Annotated in this window: 3 protein-coding genes; all 3 read left to right on the top strand. The window is 73.6% G+C overall.

What is annotated here, in order from left to right; translation table 11 throughout:
- Positions 1-32: 32 nt before the first annotated feature.
- The 3 genes from ACGF0D_RS17875 to ACGF0D_RS17885 all read left to right on the top strand — a co-directional run bounded on the left by ACGF0D_RS17875 (position 33) and on the right by ACGF0D_RS17885 (position 15644).
- Positions 33-13619 (top strand): protein-glutamine glutaminase family protein, encoded by a 13587-nt coding sequence (locus ACGF0D_RS17875; protein ID WP_392917151.1) that lies wholly within the window; start codon positions 33-35, stop codon positions 13617-13619.
- A gap of 82 nt (positions 13620-13701) precedes the next feature.
- Positions 13702-14160 (top strand): hypothetical protein, encoded by a 459-nt coding sequence (locus ACGF0D_RS17880; protein ID WP_392917154.1) that lies wholly within the window; start codon positions 13702-13704, stop codon positions 14158-14160.
- Positions 14161-14309: 149 nt separating this feature from the next.
- Positions 14310-15644: a hypothetical protein gene (locus ACGF0D_RS17885; RefSeq protein ID WP_392917157.1), complete on the top strand. Its 1335-nt coding sequence runs from the start codon at positions 14310-14312 to the stop codon at positions 15642-15644.
- Positions 15645-15691 lie beyond the last annotated feature (47 nt).

Consider the following 15691-nt stretch of genomic DNA (forward strand, 5'->3'; position numbering starts at 1 on the left):
TACCGTCAGCCCCGCCGCCGGAGGCCCGCGCCGTGTCCCACTCCTCGATCCACGTCTCCCCGGGCCTGGCGCAGTTCTTCCACATCATCAGCGGCATGCCCTGGCCGGAGTCCGACGAGGGGCTGCTGCGCGACGTCCGGGATGACTACCAGGCGCTGGCCGACGACCTGCCGAAGCTGAGCGGGTACATCCTCGACGCGGTGCAGGGCTGCGACAAGCGGCTGGAGGGCGAGGCCGCCAAGGCGTTCCGCCAGGAGTGGGGCAAGTTCGTCAACACGGACGAGTCCAACGACCCGCTGCGCAAGGCCGGTGAACTCTGCACCCAGCTGGCCGACCTGGCGGGCAAGGTCGCGAACACCGTCGAGTACACCAAGTGGATGGCGATCGGCCAGCTCATCCAGCTGCTCTTCGAGATCGCCCTGGCCATCGCCTGGTCCGTGTTCACCGGCGGTGCCTCGCTGGCGGCGGTGGAGCTCAAGAAGATCCTGACCCGGGAGTTCCTGCTCTGGCTCGTCAAGAAGCTCCTCACGCTGATCGTCATGCACACCTTCGGCGGAGTCGTCGGCGGCCTGATGCTGGACGCGATCATCCAGGGCATCCAGTTCGAGCGCGGCGACCGCCACGAGTGGGACAAGGACCTCACCAAGCAGGCGGCGATCTTCGGCGCGCTCAGCGGCGCCATCGGTGGCCCGCTCAGCCTGCTGGGCATGGGCCTGGGCAAGCTGCTCGGCCCGCGCCTGAGCAAGCTGTTCGTGGAGAGCGCCCTCAACGACGTCATCAAGGGACTGGCCGGGGGAGTGGGCAAGGACCTCGCGGAGGGCGTGGCTGGTGGCGCGCTCAAGGGGATCGGGAAGGACCTCGGGGAGGGCGTGGCGGCGGGCGCGCTCAAGGGGATCGGGAAGGACCTCGGGGAGGGCGTGGCGGGCGGCGCCCTCAAGGGCGCGGGCAAGGAGGCCGGCGAGGGCTTCGGCAAGCTGCTCGGCAACGAGGCGGCCGAACGGTTCGCCAACGGCATCGCCAAGCTCTTGAAGGAGAACTCCCAGTACCTCGCCAAGGGCTTCAAGGGCGGGCGCAAGGTCGGCATGGCGACGGGCGAGAAGTTCGTGCGTGAGCTCGGCGAGCTCTTCGAGAAGGAACTCGGCAAGGAGCTCGGCGAACAGCTCGCCCGGCAGATGGGCGAGCAGATCGGCAAGCAGTTCGTCCAGCACTCCCTCAAGACGGTGGCCAAGGAGAGCAGCCGGGAAGCGCTCAAGGAGGCGCTGGAGAACATTGCCAAGGACGGCGGCAAGGTCGGCCTGACGCCCGAACTCAAGCTGCTGGTCGAGAAGATGCCCGAACTCGCCGGCGGCATCAACAAGATGGACAAGATGTTCCACCTCGGGGCCGTCCTGGGCAGCCAGTTCGAGTCGGGCATCAACCAGTACCTCACCGAGGGCATCTACAACACGATCTACAACGGCGAGTGGTCAGCCGGCGGGATGAGCTTCGTCGGCGGTTTCATGATGGCCGGCATGCGGCACATGATCATGGGCCTCGCCTCGCCGTTGACCCTGCGCTACGCCGACTTCGTCCGAGGCCTGGAGAGCTCGCGGATCACCGACGAGAACGGCGGGTTCTACAGCAAGACCCACCCGATCACCTTCCTGTCGGTGATCAGCAACATGGGCGGCCACGCGGCACCCTTCCCGGTGCCCCGCCCCGGCCACATCGACCAGATCGGCGGCACCCGGCTGTCCGGGGGCGACGGCGCCTCGATCAAGTCCGACGGCGCCTCGATCAAGACCGAGGGCCCGGGCTCGTTCGCCGGCTCCACCCTGCCGGGCTCCGGCAGCCACCACCGGGAGGAGAACGGCGACGGCGTCCTCGCCGACCCCGAGGGCAAGAGCAGCTTCCACTCCTCGGTCGACGGCGGCTGGGACCCCAAGGCCCCGGTCCGGCCCGTCGAGACCCAGTCCCGCGGCGACGAGCGCACCGCCGCCACCGAGACGCCCAAGCCCCCGGCCGCGCCGGGCGGCCGGGACGCCGTCGTCCCGCCGCCCGTGCCCAGGAAGACGGACGGCGGGGCGGAGAACACCACCACCACCGCGCCCGGCGGCGGCCGGAGGAACGCGGACGGCGACACCAGGCCGGTCAACGGCGGCGAGCGCGGCAGCACCGCGACGGCCTCCGCCGATGCCAACGGCCAAGGCGCGGTCAAGTCTCAGCCCCAGCCGCAGGCGCAGGTGCAGCCCAAGCCGGACCCGTCGCGCCGCACCACCGTCGTCGACGAGCACGGCGAGCCGCCCCTGCAGGAGTCCACGACCACGCGCGTCGGCGGTCCCCGGGACGGTACGCAGCCGGATGAGAACACCTCTCACCGCAGCCCGGCCGCCTCCCCGCCGCCACCGCCGATCCGCACCAGCGCCAGCGGCCCCGGCGACGGCGCCGCGCCGGTCACCCCCAACCGTCCCGACCCGAACCACATCGACCCCAGCCGTCCCGACCCCAACCGTCCCGACCCGAACCGTCCCGACCCCGACCACAGCGCCCCGAGGACCCCGCAGGGGCTGGGACCCGACCCGCTGCCCCCGCTGCCGCCCACCACCCCGCCACGCGACCCGAAGCCCGACGGCCCGCGCCCCGACCCGAACACCCCCGACCCGCACACCCCCGACACCGCGCCCACCACCACCGCCTCCGGCCACCTCTACCACCAGGTCGACGCCCCCGAGCACGCCAAGGCGCCCGCCGGCGACGAACGACGCACCGCCTGGCGGGACAAGCAGCAGTCCCTCGCCGAGGACCACGACGCCCGGCTCGCCGAGGCCGAGCAGCGGGAGGCGACCCGCCTGGCGATCGAGGAGCGCCTGACGGAGGGCGCCGGCCGCCTGCCCCGTGAGCTGCGTGCCCTGGTGACGCCCGATTCGCCGGTGTGGCGCCGGGCCGCGGAGTCCATGCGCGAGTCCATCGAGGCCCGCCCGCACGAGCGGGAGGAGATCCTCGCCGGCGCCGCGGACCGCCTGGAGCTGGCCGGTGCCCGCGAACTCGCGCTCACCTTCGCCGTCGGCCGGTTCGACCGGCTGCTGGCCGACCGCGGTCTGGGCCCGGAGAGATCCGGTGACCACACCCTGGCCGAGATCCGCCGGGAGGCCTCGGAGAAGTTCCGGGCCGACGCGGAGCAGGACGTCGCCCAGCTGTTCACCGCCCGCACCGACCTCACCCCCGAGCGCAACGCCCTGGCCGCCCGGGCCCTGGAGCGCCGCCTGAGCGAGGCCGGCCGGGACCTGGACGTGCGTCAGGCGCGTGCCCGGGTGCTCGAAAAGGTCGACCGGGTGGTCGACGACGCCCATGCCCAGTGGTCGGCGGACGGGCTCTCCGAGGGTGACCGCGCCCTGCTGGACGCGGCCGGCCTGGCGGGGGACGTCCGGCTCTCGCCGCAGGCCCGGGACCAGCTGGCCGAGACCCTGCGGGAGCGGCTGGCGGACCTGCACGGCGGCGACGAGGACGCCTTCCCGCGGATCGAGGAGGAGGGCGGCGAGAGCCTCGCCCCCGTCGACCCGACCCGCCTGGGCCGGGCCCGGCTGGAGGCGGACTTCCAGGAGGCCCTGGACCGCCACCAGGCAGGGCTCTCCCACGACTTCACCGTCCAGGCAGTCCGCGAGGCGGTCCTCAAGCGCGCCACCGGCGCGGTGGACGACGCGGCCGCGGGGTGGAAGGACACCGCCGCCGAGCAGTTCGGCCCCGAGGCGCTGCGCGAACTCGGCCTGGCCGATGGGCCGTCCCCGCGCGCGGTGGTCGCCGCCCGCGCCGACCTCGCCGCCCGCACCGACCGCCTGGTCGCCGAGCACACCGCCGCCGACCGCGACCCGGCCCACCTCAAGGCGGAGCTGGACAAGCTCACCTCCCGGGCCGAGGCCAACCGCCTGCTGGCCCTGCACGGCGCCCGGGAGGAGGCGCTGCGCGCCGCCGAGGACAGTGCCCGCGCCCACGTCCCGCACGACCTGGGCGGCCCCGAGGGAGCCGCCCGCCACGAGGGCGACGCGGCCGCCTCTGTCGAGACGGCCCTGGGCCCGGTGCGCGGCAACCGCTCCGAACCGCCGGCCACCAGCGCCGCCCGCCGGGTGCGCGAGGGCTACACCGAGCGTGTGCGCGCCGCCTTCGAGGAGACCTTCCGCTCCCTGCTGCGCGACCCGGCCGCCGACCACCGCACCGACCTGCCCGAACGGCTGGCGCACTGGCGCGGCGAGCGCGAGCGGCTGGCCGAGGGCCTGGCGGACCACGTCGCCTTCGAACGCGCCGTGCTGCCCGCCCGCGAGCGCGCCGCCGCCGGGTACGACCGCCTCGCCGAGGACCGCCGGGTCCCGGAGGCGGAGATCGGCAAGCTCAAGACCGAGTACGGCGGCGACTTCTTCGACGCCTACCGGGACCACTGGGCGCCCGAGGACCTCAACAGCGAGCACTGGCGCGACCACGAGGCCACCCACGAGAACGTCTTCGGCCGCCGGCCGGTGGAGGAGCGGCCCGAGGCCGAGAACGAGCCGTCTGACGTGCCGTCTCGCGAGCCCGCGTCCGAGCCGACCCCCGTGTCCGAGCCGACCCCCGTACCCGAGGAGAAGCCCGCCCCCGACACCCCGTCCGGCCCGCTCACCCGCCCCACCGACACCACCCCGGACACCGCCCCCAAGACACCTGCCGCCGCACCGCCCACCGCACCCCCCGTCCTGCCGCCCGCCGTACCGCACGCGGCCGTACCGCCGGCAGAACCGCGCCCGCTGCTGCCCGCCTCCTCCTGGGCCGACATCCGCTCGCTCGCACCGTCCGCCCGGATGGACACCGTCCGCTTCGACGCCCGCGTGCGCGGCCAGGACAACCCGGGCGCGATCGCCGGCCCCAAGGTGCGCGAGCAGTACGAGAACCGGGAACAGCGGCCCGGCGGCCTGCCCCGCGCCCAGCGCAGTCTCGGCGACCTGCACGGCGCCGACACCGGGATCAAGTACGACGTACGGCGCTTCGAAGCCCAACCGGGCCACTGGGTCACCGAGTTCACCCTCAACCTGCACCTGACCGGACCGGACGGCCGCCCCCTGCCCCAGGCCGCCGCCACCCGCATGCTCGACCGCGCCCGCGCCGTGGTCGCCGACCGGTTCAACGAACAGCACCGCCTGCCCGGCGGCGACCAGGTCCACCTGCGCCTGGAGAGCACCCCGAAGGCCGCCGGCGCGCACCAGAACGTCACCGTCCTGCCCGGCACCGGACGCAGCGACCAACTCCACTGGTACGACGGCAGCGCCCCCGGCGTGCTGCTGCACGAACTGCTGCACTTCCTCGGTCTGCCCGACGAGTACGTCGAACCGGCCGCGAAGCCCGGCGACGCCTTCGCGCTGCGCCGCCGCGACCGCTGGGCCGGCGAGAACGGCGTGATGGGCACCGCCGCCCACCGCGACGACTTCACCGTCCTGCCCCGCCACCTCCAGCGCATCGAGGACGTCCTGCACTCGGGCCCGGTCCTGCGGGACCTGACCCACGGTCAGTACCTCACCCACCAGGAGGGCACGGTCGAGGCCCCGGCCCACGCGGCCCCGGCGAACGGTACCCCCGATGTCGCCGCGAGCCCCGTGCGCCGGTTGCCGAACGTCCCGGCCCCGGTGCACCAGTCACCGGTGAACGTCCTGTTCGGCGGGAGACTGCACCACGTCGTCGACGTGCCGGGCGACGGTGACCGCCTGTTGCCCGCCGTCGTCGCCGGAGGCGGCCGACTGGCGACCTGGGAACACGGCGAACTCACCGTCGAAAGAATGCGGGAGCTGGCACCGGAGTGGGACACCACGTCCTACCAGGATGCGCCGAGGGTCATCGCCGAGCGCCTCGGCATCCGCCTCGTGGTGCACGAGGGACAAACCCCCCACACGTTCAACTCCGGTGTCACCGACCGTGAAGTGCACGTCTACCGCGACCCGAGGCCCGGCCAGGGGCAGGTGGCACAGTACGCGCAGCTGATCCCCGACGTTCGGCGAACGGAGCTGACGGAAACCGACCGGCCCGTCGACCGGCAGGCGGTGGCGGAACTGAAGGGCCTGGTCGAGCCGGGCACCACCGTCGTCACCCTGGCGGCAGGGCAGCCGGTCTTCCGGGTGACCGACGCCCCGACGATGCGGGGATACCTGTTGCAGGGCATCCGTGCCATCACGAACAAGGACAACTGGGCCGAGCTGGGCCCGGGGCTCTACACGGGTCACGACTTCGCCCACGCGACCCTCTACAGCGACTCCCTCCGCGGCCTGCCGGTGGTCATGGAGCTCGTCCTCGGTCGAACGGCGACAGGCCTTCACGTGAAGAAGCTCACCGGGGAGGGGGCGGACTGGACGAACCAGCAGCTCACGGCGACGTCGAGGACGTACGACTTCCTCACCGACGGGACGCAGTTCAAGTTCCACCCCGACTTCTTCAAGGGTCTTCTCCAGGCGGAAGGACCGCCCCAGGGCAGCAGCAACCTGCGCGTGGTCGGCCTGAAGGTGAAGGAGGGACCGGACGTCTGGAGGCACTACACGGACGGCGAGTTCAACCGGGAGTTCGAGGACTACCTGGTCAGCAAGCATCGGGAGACGGCGGCCCAGCTCCCGCGCCGCCAGGACGTGCCCGGCCCCGGCCGCACACCGGATCCGGTCCCGACGAACGAGGCCCTGGACTCCGCCCCGCACGCCTCGTCCGAGGACCTCAGGAGCATCCGCTACCTGGAGCAGGCCGAGGCCTTCGAGCGGGAGCTGGCCACCCACCTGCTCCAGCGCGAGGACGTCCAGCGTGAGGTCAGGAAGGTCGTGGACCTGGCCTGGGGGATGACCACCGGCGACAAGGACAAGGCCAAGTTCGGGTCCAAGACCGCGGGCACCACCGGCATGGTCGGCACCGATCGGCACATGCTGCAGGATGTCGTCGACCGCGGCAACCTCCGTGAGCGTATGGCCCTGCTCTACAACGGCTACACCTCCGACCACTTCGCCAAGCTCGTACGGCAGCGGAAGCTGCCGCGACCGGAGCAGCTGACGCAGGAACGAGCGGACCGCCACGACCTCGGCGCCGAGGTCGTCACCCCGCTGATCGCGGAGATCAAGAAGGTCTACGGGGAGTTCCTCAAGCCGACCGCCGAGCGGGCGGAGCAGCCGGTGCCCTTCGGGCCGTTCCGCACCGACGAGCCGTACGGGGCCCTCATCAACCGGATCGGGGACGGCTACGTCGAGTTCCAAGGCCGGCAGCTCTACGACTACAACCGCACGCAGGTCGTCGAGACCGCGCAGAAAGCCGCGGAGCGCCTGGCCAAGACCATGCTCGAAACCGACCACAACCCCCTCGACGTCAACCCGCCGCTGGGCCGCGGTGAGTGGTACAGCGCCGTGGGCAAGGACGGTCGGCTGGGCTGGCATCCCGGTGCCAAGTCCTACCACTACAAGCTCGATTCCGCGCTCCAGCAGGACGCCCACGACACCGGGGGACTGGTCGCCACCGGGACCTCCGGCACGGCCTTCGGGATGCTCCAAGCCGTCAAGGAGCTCGTCAGGACCCCGGCGGGGCGCAAGGAGCTCGCCAGGACGGGTGCCGAGCCGGTCGACTTCGAGCTGCTCAGGCTGGGGTTGCTCGGCTGGATGCTGGAGTCGGGCGACCACACCTTCCACGAGATCATGGCCGGCTCCAGGCTGTTCGCCGACAGCCTCACCCCCGAGGAACGCGCGGACCCCGACCTCACCGGCACGGACCTCACCTACCGCGACACCCACCACCGCTACCGCTTCCTCTCCCCGCTGACCGAGCGGGAGCTGCGCGAGGAGGTGGCACCGGGCGGGGTCTTCCCGGACGAGCACCTGGTGGGCCACTGGTCCGTCGACGACCCGGACGTCACCGGCCTCGCCCCCGACGACCGGAGCCAGGTGACCTCCCACGGCGCCGACGCCGACGACACCACCGGTGACGGCGGCCTCCGGGACTCCGCCGCCGCGCCGCTGCCGCCCACCGATCAGCTCGCGGTGGACCTGGCCCGCCGGCACCTCGACGCGGCGAACCAGAACCCGGACCTGTACGAGTTCATGGGGTGGATCAAGGCCGGTGCGTTCACCAGCAAGCGCGACGACGAGGGCATGATCAGGATCCGGGAGGGGGAGCGCTACGAGACCCTGCTGACCGACGTGCAGCGGTTCCTCGATCACGCGAAGGCGTTGAACCAGGCGGGGACGCATCCGGCCGGGCAGTCCCTGCGCCTGTACCGGGCGGTGCGGATGGATCCGCAGGGGCGGGAGCGGGACGCGTTCACCGAGTTGCTGCCGGCGTCGACGTCGTTCAGTCGGGAGTTCGTCGAGGGCTGGATGTCCAACGGCGGCGGCGCGGACAACTACGCGCTGTTCCAGATCAAGGTGCCGTTGGAGCACCCGATGCTGGCGTTGTCGTTCCCGCCGGGCCACGTCCGGGAGGAAGGTGATCCGGAGCCGGTGAACGAGTCGCAGTCGGAGGTGACGCTCGGCCCCTCCTGGCTGACGGTGACCGGCCGCGACGACGACGGCGGCTTCCACGTCATCCGGGTCGACGCCTCGCCGATGACGGTCGACGACATCCGCGCCGAGGTCGCCAACTGGTCCAGCGGCATCTCGATGGCGGACGCCTTCCGGGGCTTCACCGACTTCTACAGCCCGGACTCCCTGCGCGCCGCGTACCCCTTCGACTTCAATCCCCAGCACCGCATCACGGAGTCGCGGTCCGAGGACGGCCGCACCAAGACCGTCCGGATCGAGCACTCCCACGAACAACTGTCCGGCCAGTTCGCCGAAGCGGTGATCCGTCACGAGGACGACGGGTCCGTGTCGATCCGCTGGCGCTCCAGCGACGACGACCGGCCGCGCGAGCCGATGGTCTACAACGCCGACAACATCGGCGACGTCAGCGGCGGCCTGCGCTCCGGGACGCTGACCGAGAACCCCAGCTTCGAGTCCCTCGACCTCCCCGGGGAGTGGTACAGCCCCGACTACGACTGGCAGGAGCCCGAGGCGCCGACCACGGAGAACGCCGACCACCGCCTGGCGGACCTCGGCGGCGACGACGACCTCCACCAGGCAGCCGCCGCGCCGCTCCTCCCGCGGCACGAGGGGTCGCGGCACGAGGAGCCGCAGCAGGAAGGTACCGAGCACGGGGACGCCTCCCTCGTCCCGTCGCCGCCGCCGGACCCGCCGGCCACCGACCGCTCCGGCGCGCTGCGCGAGGCCCTCGTCCACCACGACGCCTCGGGCGCCCACCGGCTGGACGACCCGGACGCCGACCCGCAGGCCCGGGAGCAGATGGCCGCGACCCTGAACCGCTTCCCGGTCGACGAGCGCTTCCTCACCGTGGCGATGCACACCGGCGCCGACGGCGTGCCGCGCTGGCGGGGCAAGGCCCTCAGCGAGGACGAGGGCGCCGACCTGCTCGTCTCGCTGTACGACCGGGGGGCCTGGGACGGGATCAAGCCCGTGCTGCTGGTGGCCTGTTCGTCGGCCCGCGACGGCGACCGGTCGTTCGCGGCGGGCATGCTGCGGCGCCTGCGTCTGCGCCTGCCCGAGCTGGACCCGGAGGTCTACGCCCCCAAGGGCGTGGCCTGGTTCGCCCCCCCGGTCCTGGCGCCGTTCCGCAGCGACCCGCACGGCCCCGGCTCGCTGGTGGTCGGGCGGCAGCTCGGCTTCGACACCTCGGGGCGTCCCGTGCTGGTGGACGGTGGCAACTGGGCCCGTCTGAAGGCTCCCAGGGACGCGGCCCCCGACGCCCCGATCGTGATCCACGACCTCGGCGCCCACCTGCCGGTGGACGCCAGCCGGCCGCCGCGCTCCACGTCGGCCCCCGAGGGCTACACCGTGGTCCGCAGCGGTCCCGCCCCGCACGAGCGGGAACCGGTGCCGCAGGAGGACGCGCTGGCGTTCGCCGGGCCGGACAAGCGCAAGAGCGCGGCCGACACCCAGGCCCTGGACCCGGACGTGGGCCCGAGTTCGAGCAAGCGCCACCGGCAGAACGATCCCGGCTCGTCGGACGAGGAGATGTCCTCCGGAGACGAGGACGGCGGCGACCACTCCGAGTCGGACGGTGACACGGGCAGCCGGTCCGAACCGGAGGACGAGGAGATGCCTTCCGGCGACGAGGAGGGCAGTGACCACTCCGAGTCGGACAGCGAGTCCGAGTCGGAGGGCTACCGCGGTTTCCTGGAGGCCGTGAAGGCCCGCGACGACGAGCTGGCGGAGGAGTGGCGGGAGGCCGACGCGGACGGAGACGTGGACCGGCTCGACGCGATCGACGCGGAGCGGGCCGTGCTGGCCGCCGTCCAGAACGTCGGCACCGTCCACTCGGTGCGGGCGGCCGACGCCCTGCTCAGGATGGTGGCCGGTACGTCGATGACCCGGTCCCAGTACCTCGAACTGCGCGTCCGTCGAGCCGAACTGGCCGCTTCGACCACCGACGCGCCCACCACCGCGGAGTTCCGGCAGCTCCGCACCGCGGTGCTGAACCACTACCGCCCCGACGATCCGGGCCGCGTCGACGGCTGCGAGTTCCGGGCCCACGCGCTGTCCGAACTCATCGACCTGGCCGCCCCGCAGACCGGCCGCCGGCACCTGGCCAAGATCTGGGCCTCCGCCGTGGACCGGGAGCGCGGGTACGTCCACGCGCAGCACCGGTGGAACCACCACGTCGCCGTGGTGGTCCACACCGCGGAGGGGGAGCGGGTGATCGACCCGCTGCTCTTCCCCGACCGCGCGGTCACCCCGGACGAGTGGCGGGACGTGCTCGCCGTGCCGGGGCAGCCGGCGCCGCACGTCCAGCAGGCGCCGTGGGAGTTCTTCGGCGGCCCCGACCGCGCGGGCCGGATCGCGGCGGAGTCGGCCGTCCTGATCGACGACTCGACCAGGGAGCAGATCGACGAGCGCAAGAACCCGGACCTGACCGCGATCGACGGCCAGTTCTCCTTCGGCGAGCGCGACGCCACGAACCCCGTCACGCCCCGCCCCGGCCCGTACGGCGACCCGCGTGACTCCGCCGGGGTGTTCGGCAGCCGCCCGATCGTCCAGGCCCGGCGCACGTACACCGTCACCGACTACACGGTGACCTCACCCCACGCGGAGAACCTGACCGGCACTCCCACCGAACTCCTGGCCCGGGCCCCGTTCGCGGACCGGGAGGAGGGGAAGATCGCTCCGGCCCACCCGGACCTCGCCCCGCAGGACGTCAGGCCCGACGACGCCGCCCTCTTCCCCAACCGCCTGCCGGTACGCCCGGTCACGGTCGAGCACAAGCCCGAGCTGACGGTCTCCGCCGACGGCACGCTCGCGGCGAAGAACGAGACCACGTTCCGGGAGTTCTACGCCACCCAGGAAGTAGTGGACCGCGCCAACGCGGCGCTGCGCGAGAGCGGCGGCAACGTCACCCTCTCCCTCCACCGCGACACCTTCATCCAGTTCGAGCACGGCGGTGGGACGGTCCGCCTGTTCAAGGTCGGCCCGGAGTTCAGCAAGGACCCCACCGACATCTGCCGCGACTTCGCGGCGGACGTCCTGGGCGGCAACTTCACGCACCTGGTCCTGCACGACCAGCTCCCGCCGGACGCGGGCGGCACCGGCCGCACCGTCACCGCCCGGATCAACACCCTCAACAGCCTGGAGGTCTCCGGGGTCGCGCGGCTGGCCGAGGGCATCGCCGACGCGGCGCAGCAGGGCCGCCCCGGGGGGCTGGGGCTGGACCGGGCACGCTCCTTGGTCGACCAGGACGCCCGCAGGGGCCCCCACGAGTGGCCCGCCCCGGGCGAGGCGTACGGCGGCGTCCTCCAGGCCAAGAAGCAGGACGGCGGGTCGCTGAACCGCGTCACCCGCAGCCTGGGCCTCAACGAGAACGCCTACGCCAGGCCCGGCGAGGGCTACGTCATCCAGTCGCTGCCTGCCCACGACTCCAGCGGCTCCCGCGCCTACGACAAGGACCACTCCGGCCTCAACGAGCACGGCAGGGGCTTCGGCTACCACTTCGCGGCCGTGGTCGTCGAAAGCCTGGACGGCAGCGCCCAGGTGGCGCTGCAGAACGCCAACCGGCGCGAGGGCACCAGCGAGCTCATGCGCAAGGCCGTCGACGAGAACCTGGACGTCCACGGTCCGCACCTGGAGACCCTGATCGCCGCCCTGCGGTCGCCGGCGGACGCGGCGGGGCCCGGCACCGTCGAGCACAGACGGCACCAGCTGGCCCTGGCCATGAAGGAGATCCGGGACGCCCGCGAGGTTCAGGAGACCACGAGCTCGACCTCCTCCCAGGCCCAGGACGCGTCCAAGCGGGAGAAGCGCGGCCTGGCCGACGCGGCCCGTCTGATGATCGGGATCGCCAACGAAGCCCACGGCCGCTCGGGCGACGCCTGGTTCTTCACCCTGCACGACCGGGAGGAGGAGAGCTTCTACACGGCGCGCACCGGTGACGGCGGCTACAGCAACCCGCTCGCCGTCGTCGTCAAGTCCAACCACCACGACGACGCCCGCGACTTCCCGGTGTCGGCCGTCCGCCCGCTGAACGACGTGACCCGCACCTGGATGGACGCCGTCGCCGACCACGTCGCCAAGGTCGCCCTGTGGCGAGTGGAGCAGGGCATGTCACTGCCCGGTGTCTCCCTGGCCAGCATCGTGCACCAGGGCGACTCCCTGGAGGGTCTGGACGGCACGGCGAACACCCTGCTGGCGGCCTTCCACGGAGCGCTGACGGCCAAGCTGGACGAACACGCCCCGGCCGCCCCGTCCGGACGCGAGAAGCTCAGGTCGGACCACCTCCGCGTGGTGCGCGACTTCCAGCTGCGCGCCGCCGAGAGCCGGACCACGGACGGCGGCTGGACCGAGGGCGACGTCCTGGTGAGGCTGAGCACCTCCATGGAGTCCGATCTGCTCGGGGCGGTGAGCGTGGAGGTCGTCCACCTGGTCGAGCTGGCGCGCGAGACCAGGCCCGGGCCCGTCGCCCCCGCGCCGGCGACGGCTCCGGTGACGGCGGCGGAGGCGGCGCGGATGCGCGACGTCGTCCACGTCGTCCACGACCTGTTCCCCTCGGGCCGGCTGCCCTCGGCCGAGAACCTGACCGTCGGCCGCCGCCTCGTCGCCCTCGCGCGGGCGGAGTCCGCGGACCCCACCCGGCGGTTCACCGCCGCCGACCTGGACCCCTTGGTACGCAGGGTGCGCGGCCTGCCCGAGCACGCGCCGGTCAGGAACGCGGATCGGCGCGAACTGCTACGGCTGGCCGTGGCGGCGGCGCAGGAGGGCCGGCCCGTCACGGAGGAGACGCTGAGGTCCCTCAGTCGTCAGCTGCCCCCGCAGGTCCCCTCCCGCTCGATCTCCCGCTCCGCGTCCCGGGCCACGTTCCGGGCCGACTCCCGGGCCACGTTCCGTGCCGACTCCCGGGCCACGTTCCGGGAGGACTCCCAGGACGGTTCCCGGGGCACCGCGCAGCCGGTGTACCAACCGAACCAGAGCTTCGGCGGCCCCACGCCCCGGCGCGGTACCACGGTGCGCCGCCAGCCGACCGGACAGCCTCCGGCCGGGACGAACTCCGCGGCGGCGGTCTACGCCGCCCTGATGACGGCGGAGCCCCGGCAGCAGGACGGGGACGAGGAGGGCGACGGCTGAACGCCGTCCCGGCCGGGGGCCGTTGAGCGGGAGAGGGCGTCCGGCCGGGACGCCCGGACGAGAGCGGCAGCGGGAGCAGGACGTGGAGCAGCAGCAAGGACGGGCGGCGGAGCCGGAGTTCCGGCTGGCGGCGGTCTTCGACCTGGTCGACCCGGTGAGCGGGCCGGGCTTCTCGCCGGACCGCCCGCTGGTGCGTGACTCCGCGCAGCGGGCCGCTCTGCTGGGGTACCTGAGGTCCGGTGCGGAGGTGCTGGTGACGCCGATGCTGATGGACGACGTCTTCGACGGCTCCCGCCGGGGCGCCGTCCCGATGGGATACCGCACCGACGGCGAGTGGATCTGGACCGACACCGTCGCCTACTACCTGGCGGAGTACGACCTCGCGCCGGAGCCCGGGCTGCTCGCCCACCTGCGCGAGCGCACCGGGGCGCTCCCGCCGTCGCAACCGCGGCCGTCGGCGGAGACCGTACGGCGGGCGGCGGAGTTCGTGCTGGAGCCGCCGCGCCGGGCCGAGCCGGCCTGGCGCCTGGAAACCGGCTGAACCCGGGGCCGCGCGCCGTCCGTCGGTCTGGAGGAGGGGCGGTTCTCGCCGCGCGGTCGTACGGCCGCGCGGCGCCGCCCCGGTCGGGCGTCGTCGAAGGCCGGGGAGCGTTGGTGGGCAGGGAACGTAGTGCGCGGGGCAGCGGGGCCTTGGGCGGGGGCATTCAGCTGCCCGCGGTGGCCTGGGAGGTGCCGGAGCCGGCCGTCGAGGCCCGGGAACCGGGCGCCGCAGCCGCCGTGACCGGCGCAGCCGCGGTCGCGGGAGCCGGGGTCGTGGGAGCGGCCGGGGTGGGCGCCGCCGGGGCGGTGCCCGCGGTCGAGGAGAGCGGTGCAACGGCGGTGGAGGCCGCCGGGCAGGCCCGGCCCGGGGTCAGTGCCGCGTCCGCGCCGGCCGCCGCGGCCGAGGAGGAGGGCGCCCAACGGCGCATCCCCAAGCCGATGGTGGCCGCCGCGGTGATCGCCGGCCTGGTGCTGGTCGGGGTGCCGCTGGGCATCGCGGGCTTCGGCGGGGACGGCCCCGGCACCCCCGGCGCCGACGGGCCGCCGCCCGCCGGCTTCTCCCAGCCGGACGGCGGCGGCAACGGCTACGTCCCCGGCGCCGACGCGCCCGGCAACCCGCCCGGCGACCAGCCGCTGCAGCCCGGCCAGCCCGGGGAAGGCGGCCAGCCCGGCCAGCCGGCCGGTGCCCAGCCGGGCGAGGGCGCCGTGGTGCCGGCTGCCGCGGCCGCCGGAGCCGTGCTGCCCGGCATCGGCGCCGACCAGGGCTCCGGCCCGGGCGCCTCGACCACCAGTCACGCCGTCGGCGGCGCGCCCGCCGCATCCCAGGGCGGCGGCCAGGGTGGCGGGCAGAACACCGGACAGGGCAGCGGCCAGGGCGCGGGACAGGGCGCGGGCCAGGGCGCCGGGCAGGGCGGCGGCGCACCGCAGACCCAGCCCCAGCAGCCGGCCCCGCCCCCGGCCAAGCCGAGCCAGCCCGCCCCGCCCCCCGCGCCCACCTACCACGCCGTCGCCGGCCCGGGCTGCGGCGGATCCACCTCCATGCAGCGCAACGGCTGGTTCGACGACGGTCAGAAGGGCTGGCGCAACAACTCCGGCGGCTACAGCGGCGACGGCTGCGGGGGCGGCTTCGTCTCCATGCCGATGTCCGGCGCCGCCAACAAGGACGACAGCAGCAACTCGGTGGTGTGGACCTTCGACACCGGCTCGCTCAGCACCGGCAGCTGCCGCCTGTCGGTCTACGTCCCGAACAACGGCGACATCAAGGCCGTCGGCGGCGCCCCCACCTACTACACCGTCCAGGGCCAGTCCTTCACCGTCAACCAGGTCTCCTCCCGGGGCCAGTGGGTCTCGGCGGGCACCTACCCGCTCAGCGGCGGCCGGATCGCCGTGGTGATGCACAGCCGAGGCCAGGACTGGGTGGGCGACAGCACCAAGACCTACGCCCACCACGCCGCCTCCGCCGTCCGCGCCGACTGCACCGGCTGACCCGGCCCCGCGGCACAGCAGCATCACCGACACCCGCACCACCGGCA

The sequence above is a fragment of the Kitasatospora sp. NPDC048298 genome (assembly GCF_043201465.1).
Taxonomy (GTDB): Bacteria; Actinomycetota; Actinomycetes; order Streptomycetales; family Streptomycetaceae; genus Kitasatospora.